This window comes from Vibrio owensii (genome assembly GCF_002021755.1).
GTDB lineage: Bacteria > Pseudomonadota > Gammaproteobacteria > Enterobacterales > Vibrionaceae > Vibrio > Vibrio owensii.
Genome location: NZ_CP019959.1, coordinates 3,250,747 through 3,266,836, shown reverse-complemented (window position 1 = coordinate 3,266,836; position 16,090 = coordinate 3,250,747). Strand labels below are relative to the sequence as shown.

Here is a 16,090-nt window from a genome sequence, read left to right as displayed (position 1 = left end):
ATCGTACCTATAAATGAAGACAGCTAACGCCCTGTTAAGGGGTGAGCGACGCAATACCGAAGCCACCGCACACCACCTTAATCACTAAAACCAACGCATAGTGAAAATGCCACGCGTTGCGAATCCCTCTTGAACAGTTTGTTAGGCGCGTAGCCACGTTTTATAACTGAATCTCAACGTTGTTCCGTACATATGTAGGGATAGATAGCTGCTCATCTATATCTTTGAACTTTGGCTGTTGAGGCATCAATTCTATTATCGCGTTCAGTTCTTCAAAACTGATACCGACCACTCGGCAAGCCGTCATCAAACCATTTATAAAGCACTTTTTATCCCGCTTTTGCTGTTGCTCAATTGCAGGAATAGACGAGTACAATTCGCACTCTTTCGTTAATAAGGCTAGAAGTTCTTCTTTTGAGGTTTCCATATACAAACTCAGTTACTAGATAGTTTGGACACATTATCAATGATTTAAGACACAACTTCCAAGAGCTTGATCTTACGTTTTAAACCAAGCGCCTAACGCCCAATTAAGGTGTGAAGCACGCGACCACTTCACTCAACTTGACCACCGTAAACACAAAACTCAACCCAAACCAAAAATGCCAAGCGTGCTGAATCACTCTTAAATTGTTTGTTAAGCATTATTTTGAGAAGCCATCGTTGAATTGTTGGTGGATCTTTGACAGTTCAATCTCTTCTAGAGGCACATCTGCGCCGGGCATTGCATTACCCTTATAATTTATATTTCCATACGGAAAAACATATGGATTTTCTTCGGTAATTTCAGAAAGATTGATGTCAATTAACAGCTTTGATTTTGGACATCTCGTACTTCGAAAACCATTGCCATTTACATAGGGCATCTTTTTGATTGCTTGAGCCAGTATATTGTTAGAACAACGTAAAAACTCACTATTAACAAATATGTACGACTGGTTTTCTAAAGTTTCTCTGCCAACAAAAGCTATAAAACTGATGTTTTTGTACAGTTCATTGAACTCAAAGACAACAGGACGATTAAGCCCAAGTTGCTCAATATCATTAAACTGACATTTTCCACTGGATAATAAATCGAGCAGCTCTAATGTAGTTATCGATAACTGGAAAGCTCCAAGGTTATGCATTGTATTCTTGTGATGTTCAGGAACGCGTCCCTCTTCCATGCAGTAAACGATTCCATTGTTTGGTGAAATAGAACCCTTATAGTCCCTATTACAAGCATACTTCTTGTTGATTTTTATTAATTTGCTTTTGACACCCTGAATCAACGGCTTCACTTGCTTACTTAACTCTACAGAGCGAGTTTGCCCGACTGACATTTTAGACTGTATGCGAGCTATTTCTTTATCGAGTTCAATTTCTGTCTTAGTTAACAAACCACCTTTCGGACCGCTAACGTCGACAAACAATATGTCTTCAAGAGAGTCATTTACATCGTCTGAGATTACATAATCAGGAGTATGATAGCTCTCAAGTTGTGACATTTTTCGAAGAGAAAGGTAACGGCTGTTTCCTCCATTTTTTATCTCCTCCTCATAACGTTCTATATCTGAGTCTTTTAATCTAAATTTCTTTAGCAAGTATTCACCTGCAAACTCTTCACTATTCATTGAAACCTCATGTTGAGCAAACACCATAATGCTTAACGCCCAATTAAGGGGTGAACAACGCCTTCCCCCAAACTAAAGCATTGTGCCATAAACACTAAATTTGAAGTAGAACCAAAAATGCCAAGCGTTGTGAATCCCTCTTAAATTGCTTGTTATGCTTGTTCTATCAGTAGGCACGGTTAAATGCCAACGCCATATACAGTTAGCCTGTTGCCTAACGAGGTCTTATTTATGGTGTTCTTTACTACGCGAATGTTCGGCATACTTTTTGGAAATGAGTTGATGTATATGAAGTCCAGTTTTACGAACAAGATACCAATCTATCGCTGCTAAAATGACCAAGCCTAGTATAGTTCCCATCTAAAACCCTCCTTACACATCGAATCATAACTCTATCAAACCACTGATAAGTTAGATAAGACAGAACGCAATTTTTGATGAGTTGCGATGGTTTTCAGAAAAGTTAGCGTGTATTAAGGGATAAAAACCTCATTTCTAGTAAAGATACATACTGATATTCGTTGAATACGTAAAGTGCCCATACTTACAAGTTTGAGAAAAAGCATAACGCCCTGCTAAGGGGTGAGCAACGCAATACTGAAGCCACTGCATACCACCTTAAACATTAAAATCAACGCATGGTTAAAATGCCACGCGTTGCGAATCCCTCTTGAGCAGTTTGTTATGTGTTTTCATCCGAAGCTTTTGGAGCAGTGTTCTTTGCTATCTGAATCAATGTATATGATATGCCACATATGAAAAATTTGGCTATCCATAGCATTATCCCAGATACGAGAGCGCCAATACCTAGTTGAATTCCATGCAAGACAGTGGAAAAGATACCAACTGCCACTATTAGTACTGCTAGACATGTTATAACCACATCCATGATTCTGATTAGTGACTCAAATCGCTCGACTTTTTTCATTTACACTCCCTGTAATTCATTTAAAAGCGGATATTATCTCATTTTAAGTAACTGGCCCGACGCAATCCTGACCAAGACACATAACGCCCAATTAAGGGGTGAACAACGCCTCCACCCAAACCTAAAGCATTGTGCCATAAACACTAAAACTGAAGTAGAACCAAAAGTGCCAAGCGTTGTGAATCCCTCTTAAATTGCTTGTTAACATGCATTAGTTAACACCTTTAACCCTTTCCCATTCTTTTTTAAGAATTATTTGAGTCGTTGTTCTGATTGGCGTGACAAAAGCTTCGATGTTGTCTCGATATTTCTCATGGTCAACTTTGTAAAATGCTTGTTCAATTGCCTCTAATAGCTCTTTGCTATCCTCTTCCGCAGGGTTTAGAAGTAAATGAATTTTTTCTTTGTTAATTCTTAATGACTCATAGGCATCACGCTCTTTACTCATTGCACCCTCCCACATTTCTTTTGTCGATATCATTAAAGCCATATCTTTTTCTTCATGTGAATCTCTAAATGCTCTTTTACACAGATCGAATTCTTTTCTTAGTCCGTAGCTAACGTTACCAAAGTTTCTCGCCTTGATTAAGTTTGACGTAAACGAGGACACTTCGTCCCGCAATTTATTGATCCACTCTTGTCTGTTCCTAGAGAGAACTTCAACCATGACTGTCTTATCGGCTATTTCTTTTTGTGCTGCGACGCTTTTTTGAAAAGAGTCCATAGATTGAATAGCACTAGTTTCAACTGCTTTAATCGAGTTTTTTGTACCTGTTAATACAATAACAATAGTAATTAAGAATCCCATAGCTTGTGTAATTATTGCTGCCCAATCTGTTTTACTGTTGGATTCTACTTTTAATTCTATCGGGGCTGATTCAATTAATGATTGTCTTACGGCTTGTTTTTGTTCATTCAACTGTAGCGAGGAATCCGATTTAATTGTTGCATGAACCAAATCTTTTTTGACTATAACTTCACCACCATTTTGCGCAAAAGTCACTCCACTACATATAGATAGTAATAGAAGAAATAATGCTGTTTTCATCGTCTGTTTTCCTATAGGGTCTACGAAAATTAAATCTTGCATGTTAACGCCGCATTAAGGTGTGAGCAACGCTAACACGAAACCCAACCATACCACCGTCAACACTAAACCCAACGATGGAATGAAAAATGCCAATCGTTGGGAATCACTCTTAAATGCTTTGTTAAGTGTATTTTGACTCCACATATCCTTTAAGAGTATTTACACCAAAAAACAGCGTAATCATCCCGAAAACTATCGGGACTAAATAAAACACCCAACCAATTGAATTTATGATTGCTACATTCGTTGGTGAACCAGAATCAACCCCACTTAGCATTCCAACAGCGAATTTAACTGCAAACAACGTAAGTACAATAAACAATATTGTGGCAAAAAGGCTCACCTGCCAAAACTGCTTACTCAGATCAACCAGTTCATTAAAAACATGTTCTATCGAAGATTTCCTTGCCAATTTAGCCTCCTTACTTGTAGATACACTTAACGCCCTGTTAAGGTGTGAGCAACGCAATACCGAAGCCGCCGCATACCACCTTAACCACTAAAACCAACGCATGGTAAAAATGCCACGCGTTGCGAATCACTCTTAAACAGTTTGTTATGTTCGTGTCATCGACTGCATATACTCTTGCGTCATAAGACTACTAACAACCCAATGGACAACAAGCTTAATCAGCAACTTAAGATCGCAAATATCTTTATCCTGCCATTTTCGTTGATAATGAGTTTCATCGTTGCCTAGCCAGACTGCACGAGTAGCACATTCCTTGATATTAGTGTCCGATATGTATTGATTGATACACTGCATCAAAGGCATAGCTTTGATTTTTTCAATCTCATCAGCATGTGAAGTAATACAGTAATCCTTTATTAAAAACTCCAATGCTTTCCTATACCCCATACCACACACTTCATTTAAACCGTTGGCTTCAGCGTTTGCTGATTGATTGAAAATTTCGACAAAAGTTGATGACATTTTGCAGACTCTTTCATCAAACTCAAAAGGCTTAAAATGGTTAGGAGTTGAATGTGAGTATGAGAAGTACGCATTTACTGAATTATTGCTTTCAGATTTCCTTTCAAAGTGTGCAAGAAACAAATGTCCACATTTAGTCGATGGGCATTCGTATAGCACTTCTAGATAACGGCTATAGTTTGAGCTGTCATCGTCTATTTCTTTGAAAGCATCAATTCGATTTGCTGACACTAAGCGGCTACAAACCGGACAACTATCTGGCTCTTGATCTATTCGAACGCCATTTCCACCAAGATTAATCATTTTTTCTCCAAAGAACATAACGCCCTGTTAAGGTGTGAGCAACGCAATACCGAAGCCGACGCATACCACCTTAAACACTAAACGCAACGCATAGTAAAAATGCCACGCGTTGCGAATCACTCTTAAACAGTTTGTTATGTTTTATTTAATGCCATAATGCTCATTTAGTTCTATACACTCCTGCAAAGAAGGTCCAAATGAAGCTGTTGCCATAAAACCAAACCTATCAGAACGAGCCTTTTGTTTGATAACTGGAACTCCAAACTTTTGATGAAATTCGTACCCGAGTTTCAACAATTCCCTTGATGCATTTGAGCCAAGAAAAATCATCTCAACATCATTTACAGGCAAGTCATGGACATGGATAGGGAAACCATATACGTCCTTGTTGTCCAATGTATCGCATTCGCTGAGCGGAATAGCTAATCGCCGCTCTTGTTCGTACTTCCAATCTGTAGACTTAAAATACAAATCACTTACAAAAAAGCTAGACTCAGACAATATTGATGCGTCTAACACTGGCGTAGAGGTGACGTAATTAACCTTGTTTAAAATAGAGGCAATAAAGGAACCTTCTTTTAGTTTTATTGCTAATCCACGATGTGACTCAGCATAATGAGCCCACATCAATACATTGTCGGGTATTTTTGATTCTGACTCACTAAAACAAGACATCCCCACTTTGCCACATATGTCTTCATAAACCGATGTGTCCAGTGAAAATGGGTACTCACTGTCGTCCACAATGAAATATTGCTCAATACAACCTGAATTTCCATGAAGGTGGAAATTAATTTGCTTATAACTAGCTTCGATTTCAACTTTCGACTTAAAACGTACCTGCATTTCATAGGGGTCATTGTACGCATCTAGGGTATTAAAACGGATAGTCTGATACTTTAAATAAGCTTCCGCTGCACTGATGCCTAAATACTTAAAAATGCTCATAAGCCTCCTAAAACATAACGCCCAATTAAGGTGTGAAGCACGCAACCACGACTCTCAATTTGACCACCGTAAACACCGAACTCAACCCAAACCGAAAATGCCAAGCGTGCTGAATCACTCTTAAATTGTTTGTTAGGTTTGTTGCAAATATGGTGCTATAAAGTCAACCAGAAAGCAGTATAACAATATAAGACCGGCTCCAAATCCCGACAAAACTGTTGGAATAATTGTAAAAACCCAGACCCTAGCGTTAATCAGTGCGCTTTTTTGCTCAATACGCTGTATTTCACTTAGAGACGACATGTCGGGCTTTTGAAGCCGTTTTGAGACTCTGTGCATTTGTACTGAAACACTGATCATTTTATATAGTTCAAATCCTATAAATGTCATCAGTGATATCAGTATAAGTGCGCCTGAGCTTAAAATAGCCCATTGAGGTAAATCACTTTTTAGACTTGACCATAAAGTAAAGAAACCGACATAACCAGCAGCAATAATTACATTGCTGTAAGAGTTAGCTTTTCCGTATACGTGAGCAACTACTTCTTTTGTCGCCGCTATATTTTCGTTTGTCATGATACGAGCTTGCTGCTGACTCATCCGATTAATGTGACCCGCTAAATCATTGTGCCTATCAACACAACGTCGTTCCATATCGTATATTTCTCTGCTCAATTCACTATCTCCAGAAAACCTAACGCCCTGTTAAGGGGTGAGCAACGCAATACCGAAGCCGCCGCATACCACCTTAAACACATAAGTCAACGCATAGTGAAAATACCACGCGTTGCGAATCCCTCTTGAACAGTTTGTTATGTGTTTTCATCCGAAACTTTTGGAGCAGTATTTTTTGCTATCTGAATCAGTGTATATGATATGCCACATATGAAAAATTTGGCTATCCATAGCATTATCCCAGATACAAGAGCGCCAATACCTAGTTGAATTCCATGCAAGACAGTGGAAAAGATACCAACTGCCATTATGAGTACAGCTAGACATGTTAGAACCACATCCATAACTCTGATTAGTGACTCAAATTGTTCGACTTTTTTCATTTACACTCCCTGTAATTCATTTAAAAGCTGATATTATTTCATTTTAAGTAGCAGGCTCGACGTAATCCTGACCAAGACACATAACGCTCTGTTAAGGGGTGAGCAACGTAATACCGATGCCGCCGTATACCGCCTTAAACACTAAAACCAACGCATAGTGAAAATGCCACACGTTGCGAATCCCTCTTGAACAGTTTGTTATGTTTGTGCTGACGTAGCTAGACAAACTTATGGTTGTATAGAGGTAAAATGTTGATCACTGGTTCTTCGTAAGGGTGAATTGTTCGAATAGCATCAAGTGCAGCTTGAACTAAAGACTCTTGGCATCTAACGTCAATTCTGACCTCTTCACCAAAGTTAATTTTACCCTTCTCGCCAGTAACAGGCTCCGAGCATTCAGTTGGTCTCCAGAACCCTGAAATTTTTACGATAGAAATAACGCTGTCATAGTCACCTACAACACCTGCACCAACTGAGTTAAGCGCATCACGGATAGCTACAACTTCTGTTTCAGGTGCATAAATTTCTAGCTTGAATTCCATCATTTTCTCCCAAAAAACATAACGCCCTGTTAAGGGGTGAGCAACGCCATACCGATGCAGCCGCATACCGCCTTAAACACTAAAACCAACGCATAGTAAAAATGCCACGCGTTGCGAATCCCTCTTGAACAGTTTGTTAACTGGATTTGCAAAGGCGGAGCGCTTGCTCTCCAGATTTTGCGATAATTACACGCTTATTTCTTGTAAGCGTCTTGAGTTTGTCCATTATTAGGGGTTTCGACTTTTTGGGATAGTCCCATAAGAATTTGATGAACTCGATATCAAACCTTTCATCGCAACCTTCAGCTAAATCTGGACGCTTACTACTTAATAATGTTCTCTTTAGTGCTCGATAGATACAGGTATATCGGTTTACATCTAAGAATATTACTGTGTCACAAGCTTCAAATCTTATATCAAGGGTGCTCTGATAATTACCATCGATAATCCAACACTCGCTTTCACAAAGACCTTTTTGAATTTTGATCCAGTCATCTTTTGGAGTTTTAACCCAATTTGGTTTCCAATATAGCTGATCGAGATGATGAACAGGCAAATTCAACTCTGTACCTAATAGTGCCGAAAATGTGGATTTACCCGAACCGCCGGAACCAATGACCGCAATTCTTTTCATCGGACTTACCTCGTCATCAATCCAGTTAACGCCTTGCTAAGGTGTGAGTAACGCAATACAAAAGCTACCGCACGGCGCCTTAATCACCATAAGTCACCGCATAGTAAAAATGCCACGCGTTACGAATCACTCTTAAGCAATTTGTTAGTACATGCGCTACTTCTATTTATGCGCTCCAAGATATTGAAAACTGGCATAATATGAAAGGCTTTGAACACTGAAGTGAGACGGGCAGCTACAAAACTTTACCCCGATTGAAAGACGAAAGTTGGCTAGAAGAAAAACGCACTGAACTGCCCTACTTTCACTGGCTTCAAATTAGAAAAGGATTCGATCCTCGCACTTCGACGGCAATACCAAAGAAAGACAACTCTCACTTCGTAAAAACCACGAAAGAGAAGAAGCGCCAAAGAAATAGGGTAAGAGTTAGACACCGTAAACGGTGAAATCAAAGCAAACACTCCGCATATAGTGCCACCGGAAAGAACGTGAAAGGTACAAATTGAAAGGTGTAAAGACGAGCACAGAAATAAATAAACACCAAAACTTATGACCTTTGATGTCAAACCCGTACTAACGCTTTCTATACGGCCTTCAGCCACCTTTCAGGTACGCTACCGCCTTCTTTCATTCCAAAAGAAAGTATGCATGCTAGCACTTATCTTTATGAAACAAATAGAAATTCAGTATGAATCTGTGTGCTCACACACGCAATTAGACGGCGTATTGGTGCCTAATTGTCCATAAGGGCCTAAGTTAATAAAACTGTACAAACAACCAGTCAAATTATAACTATGAAAAGTCAGTTTTTACTGAGTGTTAAAGAGCATATGATCTCGCGTCACTATGCGAAGAAAACCATTGAGGCCTACCTGTTTTGGATAAAGCGTTACATCGTCTTCCACCAGCTTACCCACCCTTCCAAACTTTCTGAAGACGATGTCGAACGCTTTCTTAGTCATCTTGCTATTGATGAAAAAGTGGCAGTCAAAACACAGGCACTTGCGTTAAACGCCATCTCATTTTTGTATCGAGAGTATTTCCAGATGCCACTTTCATTGAATATGAGGTTTCAAAAATCACTCACTGAGAAAAAGTTGCCAGTTGTCTTAACAAGAGACGAAGTGCGCCGATTTGTTCAACATATTGACCCGAAATACAAACTCCACATCCAGCTTTTGTATGGTTCAGGTTTGCGAATCATGGAGTGCTTACGATTAAGGATCCAAGATATTGATTACGACTATGGTGCGCTCAGAGTATGGCAAGGAAAAGGTGGTAAGAACCGAACAGTTACACTGGCGAAAGAGCTGCATGAACCACTCAAAGCACAAGTCAGTTTAGCGAGAGATTATTATCAGAAAGACCGTCACATGGGCGGTTATGCCGGTGTTTATATCTCTGATGGGTTACGTCGGAAGTACCCCGGTGCAGAATTGGATTTTAATTGGCACTTTCTCTTCCCATCAACCAAATTAAGCGTTGATGACGATACCGGAGAGTTTCGACGACACCATATCAATGAGAGCGCAATACAAAGAGCTGTTAAACGAGCGACAAAAGATGCAGGAATCGAAAAATCAGTGACTTGCCATACCCTGAGACACAGTTTCGCGACTCATCTTTTAGAATCTGGCGCTGATATTAGAACCGTTCAGGAACAGCTAGGACATACTGATGTGAAAACGACTCAGATCTACACGCACGTCATCGAGCGCGGCGCAGGAGGCGTCTTGAGTCCGTTATCTAGCTTATGAAAAAGAAAAAGCCACCGAGTGACAGTAAGTACTCCGGTGGCTTTCACATTTAATTGGTTTAGTGACGCTCGCCCAATTTGACGTTGCCTTTGGAATCAAACCAAAGCGCTTGAGCACGACGGCGGCCGAGCAGGATCGGACCATCATCATAGAACAGAAAGTTCTTCCAATATTTTTTGAACGTCGACCACTTCGTCTCGATAACGTTGTACTTCTCATAACAGAAGTACACCGTGACATCATCTTGCCAATCAATAAACGCCGCAATTTCTTCTGGTAACTCGGGTTCATCGGCTTCCCAAGCAGCCATCCAATCAACTTCTTCTGACCAATTAGACTCTTTCATTGGCCAATCGGACGAGCTCAAACGATCCATATCAGGACTTTGTGCACTAATGTTCTCTTTCCAGAACTGCGCGGCGCGAGCTTGACTCATCGGCTTGATAAACTCGAGGTCCTCTTCAGGCACTGGCATTGACTGGTGAGTAAAAATCCATTTTCTTTGGTATTCATCCAAAGGCAAATAAGACATTCAGTCTCCTTTCTTACGACTTCAACCAACCTTTCTCGGTGGCTTCTTCAATCAGTTCTTTGGCCTTGTCCCATAGGGTGACAGAACCAAATTCAATTCTTTTATTGATGGTTAACGCTTGCTCTCGCGTTACACCATTTTCTTTCCAACTTTGACCATCATTGTGGTAGTTGAGTAGCATCGGGATAAGGCGATCTAACGCTTTGGCGTATTTCGCATCATCACTTTGGGCCGCTTCAAATTCTTTCCACAAAGAGAACAGCTCATCACCTTGATCGCTTGGTAACATTCCAAACAGACGCTCTGCCGCTTTCAGTTCTTTCTCTTCTTGTTCTTTTGAAGCAGCGACATCATAAACAAAGGTATCGCCTGCGTCGATCTCTACGACGTCATGGATAAGCAGCATTTTCATCACTCGAGCAATATCGATTGGCGCATTGGCATGTTCTTGCATCAGTACCGCCATCAATGCAACGTGCCAACTATGCTCACCACTATTCTCTAAGCGTCGGTCGGCACTCTTTACCCGAGTACGACGAAGCACGCTCTTTAGTTGATCCAATTCAATGAGAAGTGCTAACTGCTTTTCCAATCTTTCCATTTATCGAGCCTCTGCTTTCCAGTTTGGGTTAGTTAACGATGTAAGCACATGATCTTGCCATTCACCGTTAATCAACAAATAGTCTTTAGCATAGCCTTCTCTCTCAAACCCAACGTGCTGCAATACCGCTTCACTGCGCTTGTTATGCGGCATGTAACCTGCTTGAATGCGGTGTATCTTTTGCACATCAAACATGTAATCACAGGCCATTTTTAACGCGCGGCGCATATAGCCATGACCTTGTGCGTCCTCTGCAAGGGAGTAACCCACATTGCAGGCATAGAATGGAAAACGAGTCAGGTTGCTGAAAGAGAGCGTGCCAAGCATTTTACCAGATTCGGCATGAACAAGCAGACAATAGTACCCCAACCCCATGCGATGTAATTCATTCAATTTGATCAGCTTTTGTAGCCAACCATTAACCGAGAAAAACGCTTCTTCGCGCTTCGGTTCGAAGGGCTTCAAGTAGTCGCGATTGCTTTGAAAATATTCTGCAATCATATCGGCATCGCCAATTTCTGCAGTACGTAGAAGCAAGTCGCCGTCCAACTTGTGAACGACGATTGAAGAACTTTTATCTTCCATTATGAATAACAACGTCCATTTAATTTCGGGGTCATTTTACAGATAGCCCAGTATTTACCGCGACTCTAGACTTTACGAATACCATAATCACGCAGCTTGTTCGCGATAGAGGTGTGCGACACATTCAATCGCTTAGCGAGCTTACGACTCGATGGGAATGATTGATACAAACGCTCTAAGATTTGCGATTCGTAATCACGCATGATCTCATCAAGCGAACCATCAAGATTCAATGTCGCGCTACCACCCCCCATAGCTTGTGGTTGAGGCAAGTTGAAGTTTTCTGCCTTAAGGATATGTCCATCCATCTCGGTCAATGCACGCAGAACCATGTTGTCCAATTGACGCATGTTACCCGGCCATTGGTAGTTCGCTAATGCATCCACCAGTTCTTCATCTAGCTCAGGCTTGTCGATGCCAAGTTGCTGAGCGTGTTTCGTTACGAACAAGTCCAGCAGCGGCGCTACGTCGTTCGAGCGCTTACGCAGAGGCGGAATATTCAAGGTAAGAACATTAAGGCGATAATACAAATCTTCACGGAACTTACCAGCCTCAGCAAGCTCTGCAAGGTTGTGCTTGGTGGAGGCAATAATGCGGACATCAACATGCATTTCATCCTCAGCGCCCACACGACGGAAGTTTCCATCCTGTAAGAAGCGCAGCAGTTTGATTTGCAGATGCGAGCTCATCTCACCGATTTCATCAAGGAAGACCGTACCGCCGTTTGCTTGTTCAAAAATACCTTTGTGACCTTGTTCGTGATTAAACGAACCCGGCGCATGACCAAACAACTCGGTTTCGGCCACATCATCAGGCATGGATGCACAGCTTAAAACAAGGAAAGGTTTGCTCGCTCGGCCAGAGCGGCTGTGACATGCTTTCGCCAACATCTCTTTACCAGTCCCCGTTTCACCTTCTATCAATAGAGGCTGTTCGAGAACAGATAACTTCTTCGCTTGGTTCATTAGCGCTTTGTGGCGATTTGATAAGCCGACAAAATGCTCAAAGCCAAGTTGATTATGAAGAGGCAGTATTTCTTCGATTTGCGCACCGTGTTGGCTCGAACGAATCGTCATCAAGGTACTAGCAAGTGTCGAGTTTTGCGCTTCGTCTTTGATGTAGACCGGCATCAATTCAAGAATGTAATCCAAGCCATCGATCACTAGGCTTTCGCGAGTGCGAGCGTTCACGCCTTCAGACCAGCGGTTAAAACGAACACTCGGCAATAACATACCAATTTGCGTGCCGATAACATCTTGTTTGTGCTGACCAAGAAGAGAAAGTGCGGACATGTTCGCCATATCAACAGCGCCTTTGAGGTCGATAGCAAACACAGGATCGGGCAAGTTATCCACCAATGAAAGCAGCTCTGTGTTATGGCGCTCCATTGGCATAAATTGGATTTTACGTACGTCTTTGACCCCCGGAATACGGCGGATCTCGGCCATCAATTCACTAAAGGTATCAAAATCAATATCTGGGCAGTTTAGGTAGATGATGCCGCTGATATCAATTTCGATACCACGTAGGTCGATGCTTTTAGACGCTAAAATATCGAGCAGTTCTCGGGTAAGACCGAGTCTATCTTCACAAAAGACTTCAAGACGCACTGAAAATATCCCAATTCACAACTGTCAGGAAAAGTTGACAGTAGTTTCTACCAAGCTTGGAATGGCGTCAAGCAATCCTCACCGTCAAAGGTGATATTGGTTACGGTTTCATCGTAATTGATGCAACTTTCGCCACTACCTCTTTACGAATGGCACCGAGTTTCACTTGGCGTTCTGGATACCAAGGTAAAGGACGAAGTAGTGCCATGGATTTTAGACCGAGACGCGCAGTCAAAATGCCCACACCTAATCCCTGCCCCGCTCGTGCGGAGATTTTCCCGGCGAGGTCCATCGACATCAAATCCATGCTGGCATCAATGGCGAGTTCACTCGCACCCGCAGCCGCCATATTCACAAACACTGCGCGTAGTAGTTTTATGCGGGAAGCGTAACCCAATTCAACGCCATAAACTTTAGAAAGGTTATCGATCATTTTGAAGTTACGCCAAGCCACCAGCAACATGTCAGCGGCTGCCAATGGGCTAACGGCAACTAAGGCTGCGGATTCAGTTGCGTGCTGAGAAACAATTTTGGTTGCAAGTTTGTCTTGTTGACTAACAACCATAGAATCGTACATCTCAAGGATTTCTGCATCGCTATGAGCAGGGTTCACACTGTTCTTCCAACGATCAAAGCCAGGATTCTCCGCCAGCACTCCACTTTGTTCTGCAACCTTTTCACAGAATGCTTTGCCCTTGCCGACGCTTTGGCTATCGATAAGTGTTTCACTCTCTTCTTGCACGCTAAAGTGGTTACGAAGTTTGCGCAGCTTCCATAACTCTTTGCCTAATGCGCCCAAACCAAAAGAGGCAATGGTGGCGATAAAGCCAGCCCAGCCTAGCGCCAACCAATCGGCAGTTTGTACTGCGGTAACGACAGAATCGACGGCTTGCCAACCAACTAAACCCGCAAAGGTGGCAAAGAGACCCGTTGTCAGCCATTTGCGACCCGATGTCGGGCGAATGACCTGTTCGAGCTGCAACTCTTGTTCGGTTTCTTCCTGTTGCTCTTCAATCGCGACAGGTACGAAGGTTTCTTTTTCTGAAAACGTCTTTTGCGCCGTCAACTCAGGAGAAACACTCTCTTCATTGCTGTGCATCGTTTTTTCTGAGAAGACTTGTTTTTGTTTTAATTCGCTCATTTCAATTTGTCTCCCAATAGGTATTCCAATGCTTTATCAAGTCGAATATGTTTCATCGGCTCGTCGGTTTCTGAAGGCATTGGTCGGAAAGAAGTAAAATCAAAGCCACTGTTTTGCCAATAAGCCGCGTTAGGTAACTTCTTCGGCACTTCACCAGGGAACATCGTCATTGACTCCCCATCAAGCGTTGTGCCTTGCAGTGCAGGGACGGTTTTATCTCCCGAAGCGATGAAACCTGAAATCGTCGCTTGAATCGAAGCAATGCTCATACAGCTCATTTCTATGTTCTCGTACGCTGCGGTCTGCCACGCAGGATGCACCATCTGTTGAAGCAGAGAGACCAAATGTGGATGTTGATCTGGCGTCACGTGGTCGGCTTTTGTCGCAGCAAATAATACTCTGTCGATCTTTGGCGAGAACAAACGGCGCAAGAAACTGCTTCGGCCATATCGAAAGCTATGCATGATCTGTTCAAGCGCTTGGCGCATATCGTAAAAGGCTTCATCACCGGCATTTAGCGGTTGTAAGCAATCTACCAACACGATTTGGCGGTCAAACGTAGCAAAGTGATGCTTGTAGAACGCCTTAACCACCTTCTGTTGATACTCGTGATAACGGGCTTCTAGCATTGCCAAGTTGCTACCCTTAACTGGTTTCACATCGACATCAAATCGACATGGGAAGAACTGTAATACTGGCGCCCCTTCAAGTTCACCCGGCAAGACAAAACGACCCGGCTGAACCCAATGTAAACCGCTGTCTTTGCAAGCATGCAAATAGTCGGTGTAAGTTTTAGCGACTTTTTCTAGCTGCTTTTCATTCAATTCCGCAGCTAAATCCAGCATTTCTAGCTCTGCCAGCCAATCGGCAGCAAGCTCACTACGCTGCCCCTTTAACGCCTCAAATTGGGTTTGTGACCACGTCGCGAAATCCATATCGAGCAAAGGCAAATCCAATAACCACTCACCCGGATAGTCGATGATATCGACATTCAACACGGCAGTTTTACTCAGCAGCTTTTTGGTTGTTTTGTTCGGTTTGTATTTTAGTGCCAGTCGTATCTCGCTCACGTCACGGGTCGGTACTGGCCATTGTGGTGGCGTGGCATGAATTTGGTTCATCGCATCATCGTAAGCAAAACGTGGAACCATCATATTGGATTGAGGCTCACGTTTAGCACCAATTAAACGTTTGTCGCGCGCGGCATTAAGCAACGGCAAATTGTCGTGAGTAGCGGTATGCAGCAATTGATTAACCAGAGAAGTAATAAACGCGGTTTTACCCGCACGCGATAACCCCGTTACGGCGATACGGACATTAGAGTCCATGCCACGGCTAATAAAGTCATTCACTTCTTGTGTTATTCTTTTCATCGTTTTTATTTATCTCATCAATTCTTGCTACGCAGTGTAATTTTACCAACCTTAATCAAAGATGAACAAAGTATTCACTGCAAAACCTATTTCCAAAAACGAAAAAGCCCCTGATAATTTCAGAGGCTTAGAGATCTTAATGTCTTTACGTGAAGTCTAATCGTCTTCAATCAACTTGTAGATAACGAATAGGCAAACTTCCAGAATCAGCCATAACACACAAGTGATGGTGACGTATTTTTCATCGAAGATACTGATGCCGTGAAGAATCAAGTCGTAGCCAACAAAGCTACCGATCACAACAGCAAGAACTATTTGTAGAATTTGAATAAAACGAGGCATGCCGTCTCCTAATCATGTCAGCATAACAGTGAGATTTGCTATGCCTATAAGTTTATATTTGATTATATAGACAAAAAGTGCAGCTTTCGCTGCACTTTT

Annotated in this window: 18 protein-coding genes; 1 reads left to right on the top strand and 17 read right to left on the bottom strand. The window is 42.1% G+C overall.

Annotation, left to right across the window (positions count from 1 at the left end; translation table 11 throughout):
• Positions 1-160: 160 nt before the first annotated feature.
• From A9237_RS15030 to A9237_RS14950, 10 genes are all read right to left on the bottom strand, one after another.
• Positions 161-427, bottom strand: a complete 267-nt coding sequence (locus A9237_RS15030) for a hypothetical protein (RefSeq protein WP_013571723.1) — start codon at positions 425-427, stop codon at positions 161-163.
• A gap of 217 nt (positions 428-644) precedes the next feature.
• Positions 645-1,613: a hypothetical protein gene (locus tag A9237_RS15025; protein WP_072609778.1), complete on the bottom strand. Its 969-nt coding sequence runs from the start codon at positions 1,611-1,613 to the stop codon at positions 645-647.
• A 1,139-nt stretch (positions 1,614-2,752) separates the two neighbouring features.
• Positions 2,753-3,589 (bottom strand): hypothetical protein, encoded by an 837-nt coding sequence (locus A9237_RS15010; protein WP_153303232.1) that lies wholly within the window; start codon positions 3,587-3,589, stop codon positions 2,753-2,755.
• 163 nt (positions 3,590-3,752) lie between these two features.
• Entirely contained in the window at positions 3,753-4,043 is a 291-nt protein-coding gene (locus tag A9237_RS15005; RefSeq protein WP_069527732.1) for a hypothetical protein, read from the bottom strand.
• Positions 4,044-4,187: 144 nt separating this feature from the next.
• Positions 4,188-4,868 carry a DUF4145 domain-containing protein gene (locus tag A9237_RS14995; protein WP_078608506.1) on the bottom strand — a complete coding sequence of 227 codons (681 nt, stop codon included), beginning with the start codon at positions 4,866-4,868 and terminating at the stop codon, positions 4,188-4,190.
• 141 nt (positions 4,869-5,009) lie between these two features.
• Entirely contained in the window at positions 5,010-5,816 is an 807-nt protein-coding gene (locus A9237_RS14985; RefSeq protein ID WP_078608504.1) for a DUF2971 domain-containing protein, read from the bottom strand.
• Between the two features lie 132 nt (positions 5,817-5,948).
• Positions 5,949-6,491 carry a hypothetical protein gene (locus A9237_RS14980; protein WP_167371686.1) on the bottom strand — a complete coding sequence of 181 codons (543 nt, stop codon included), beginning with the start codon at positions 6,489-6,491 and terminating at the stop codon, positions 5,949-5,951.
• A 137-nt stretch (positions 6,492-6,628) separates the two neighbouring features.
• The gene (locus A9237_RS14970) at positions 6,629-6,874 is read right to left on the bottom strand and encodes a hypothetical protein (RefSeq protein ID WP_078608502.1); all 246 of its coding nucleotides are present in this window, start codon (positions 6,872-6,874) and stop codon (positions 6,629-6,631) included.
• A gap of 218 nt (positions 6,875-7,092) precedes the next feature.
• A complete protein-coding gene (locus tag A9237_RS14960; protein ID WP_237358393.1) occupies positions 7,093-7,419 on the bottom strand; it encodes a YqfO family protein in 327 nt (108 codons plus the stop codon).
• Positions 7,420-7,552: 133 nt separating this feature from the next.
• A complete protein-coding gene (locus A9237_RS14950) occupies positions 7,553-8,050 on the bottom strand; it encodes a DNA topology modulation protein (protein WP_005448066.1) in 498 nt (165 codons plus the stop codon).
• Between the two features lie 794 nt (positions 8,051-8,844).
• Between A9237_RS14950 and A9237_RS14945 the strand changes: the two genes are divergently transcribed.
• Entirely contained in the window at positions 8,845-9,807 is a 963-nt protein-coding gene (locus tag A9237_RS14945) for an integron integrase (RefSeq protein ID WP_078608498.1), read from the top strand.
• A 58-nt stretch (positions 9,808-9,865) separates the two neighbouring features.
• Here the strand turns inward: A9237_RS14945 and A9237_RS14940 are convergent, their stop codons facing one another.
• The 7 genes from A9237_RS14940 to A9237_RS14910 form a co-directional block, all read right to left on the bottom strand.
• On the bottom strand, positions 9,866-10,339 hold the full coding sequence (locus A9237_RS14940; protein ID WP_038896805.1) for a DUF2947 domain-containing protein: 474 nt from the start codon (positions 10,337-10,339) through the stop codon (positions 9,866-9,868).
• Positions 10,340-10,352: 13 nt separating this feature from the next.
• Positions 10,353-10,940 carry an HD domain-containing protein gene (locus A9237_RS14935; RefSeq protein WP_054824176.1) on the bottom strand — a complete coding sequence of 196 codons (588 nt, stop codon included), beginning with the start codon at positions 10,938-10,940 and terminating at the stop codon, positions 10,353-10,355.
• Positions 10,941-11,525 (bottom strand): ribosomal protein S5-alanine N-acetyltransferase, encoded by a 585-nt coding sequence (gene rimJ, locus A9237_RS14930; RefSeq protein WP_078608497.1) that lies wholly within the window; start codon positions 11,523-11,525, stop codon positions 10,941-10,943.
• A gap of 65 nt (positions 11,526-11,590) precedes the next feature.
• Positions 11,591-13,135: a transcriptional regulator TyrR gene (gene tyrR / locus A9237_RS14925; RefSeq protein WP_078608496.1), complete on the bottom strand. Its 1,545-nt coding sequence runs from the start codon at positions 13,133-13,135 to the stop codon at positions 11,591-11,593.
• A 100-nt stretch (positions 13,136-13,235) separates the two neighbouring features.
• Complete coding sequence (locus A9237_RS14920; RefSeq protein ID WP_078608495.1) at positions 13,236-14,276, bottom strand: YcjF family protein; 1,041 nt, start codon at positions 14,274-14,276, stop codon at positions 13,236-13,238.
• The gene (locus A9237_RS14915; RefSeq protein WP_078608494.1) at positions 14,273-15,649 is read right to left on the bottom strand and encodes a YcjX family GTP-binding protein; all 1,377 of its coding nucleotides are present in this window, start codon (positions 15,647-15,649) and stop codon (positions 14,273-14,275) included. Before A9237_RS14915 ends, A9237_RS14920 begins: the two co-directional genes overlap by 4 nt.
• Positions 15,650-15,805: 156 nt before the next feature.
• On the bottom strand, positions 15,806-15,991 hold the full coding sequence (locus A9237_RS14910) for a hypothetical protein (protein WP_009706856.1): 186 nt from the start codon (positions 15,989-15,991) through the stop codon (positions 15,806-15,808).
• Between the last annotated feature and the right edge of the window lie 99 nt (positions 15,992-16,090).

Excerpts from the sequence above, each read along its gene's own strand:
- A9237_RS15030 (WP_013571723.1), bottom strand. The coding sequence starts at position 427 with ATGGAAACCTCAAAAGAAGAACTTCTAGCCTTATTAACGAAAGAGTGC.
- A9237_RS15025 (WP_072609778.1), bottom strand. The coding sequence starts at position 1,613 with ATGAATAGTGAAGAGTTTGCAGGTGAATACTTGCTAAAGAAATTTAGA.
- A9237_RS15010 (WP_153303232.1), bottom strand. The coding sequence starts at position 3,589 with ATGAAAACAGCATTATTTCTTCTATTACTATCTATATGTAGTGGAGTG.
- A9237_RS14995 (WP_078608506.1), bottom strand. The coding sequence starts at position 4,868 with ATGATTAATCTTGGTGGAAATGGCGTTCGAATAGATCAAGAGCCAGAT.
- A9237_RS14985 (WP_078608504.1), bottom strand. The coding sequence starts at position 5,816 with ATGAGCATTTTTAAGTATTTAGGCATCAGTGCAGCGGAAGCTTATTTA.
- A9237_RS14970 (WP_078608502.1), bottom strand. The coding sequence starts at position 6,874 with ATGAAAAAAGTCGAACAATTTGAGTCACTAATCAGAGTTATGGATGTG.
- A9237_RS14960 (WP_237358393.1), bottom strand. The coding sequence starts at position 7,419 with ATGATGGAATTCAAGCTAGAAATTTATGCACCTGAAACAGAAGTTGTA.
- A9237_RS14950 (WP_005448066.1), bottom strand. The coding sequence starts at position 8,050 with ATGAAAAGAATTGCGGTCATTGGTTCCGGCGGTTCGGGTAAATCCACA.
- A9237_RS14945 (WP_078608498.1), top strand. The coding sequence starts at position 8,845 with ATGAAAAGTCAGTTTTTACTGAGTGTTAAAGAGCATATGATCTCGCGT.
- A9237_RS14940 (WP_038896805.1), bottom strand. The coding sequence starts at position 10,339 with ATGTCTTATTTGCCTTTGGATGAATACCAAAGAAAATGGATTTTTACT.
- A9237_RS14935 (WP_054824176.1), bottom strand. The coding sequence starts at position 10,940 with ATGGAAAGATTGGAAAAGCAGTTAGCACTTCTCATTGAATTGGATCAA.
- rimJ (WP_078608497.1), bottom strand. The coding sequence starts at position 11,525 with ATGGAAGATAAAAGTTCTTCAATCGTCGTTCACAAGTTGGACGGCGAC.
- A9237_RS14920 (WP_078608495.1), bottom strand. The coding sequence starts at position 14,276 with ATGAGCGAATTAAAACAAAAACAAGTCTTCTCAGAAAAAACGATGCAC.
- A9237_RS14915 (WP_078608494.1), bottom strand. The coding sequence starts at position 15,649 with ATGAAAAGAATAACACAAGAAGTGAATGACTTTATTAGCCGTGGCATG.
- A9237_RS14910 (WP_009706856.1), bottom strand. The coding sequence starts at position 15,991 with ATGCCTCGTTTTATTCAAATTCTACAAATAGTTCTTGCTGTTGTGATC.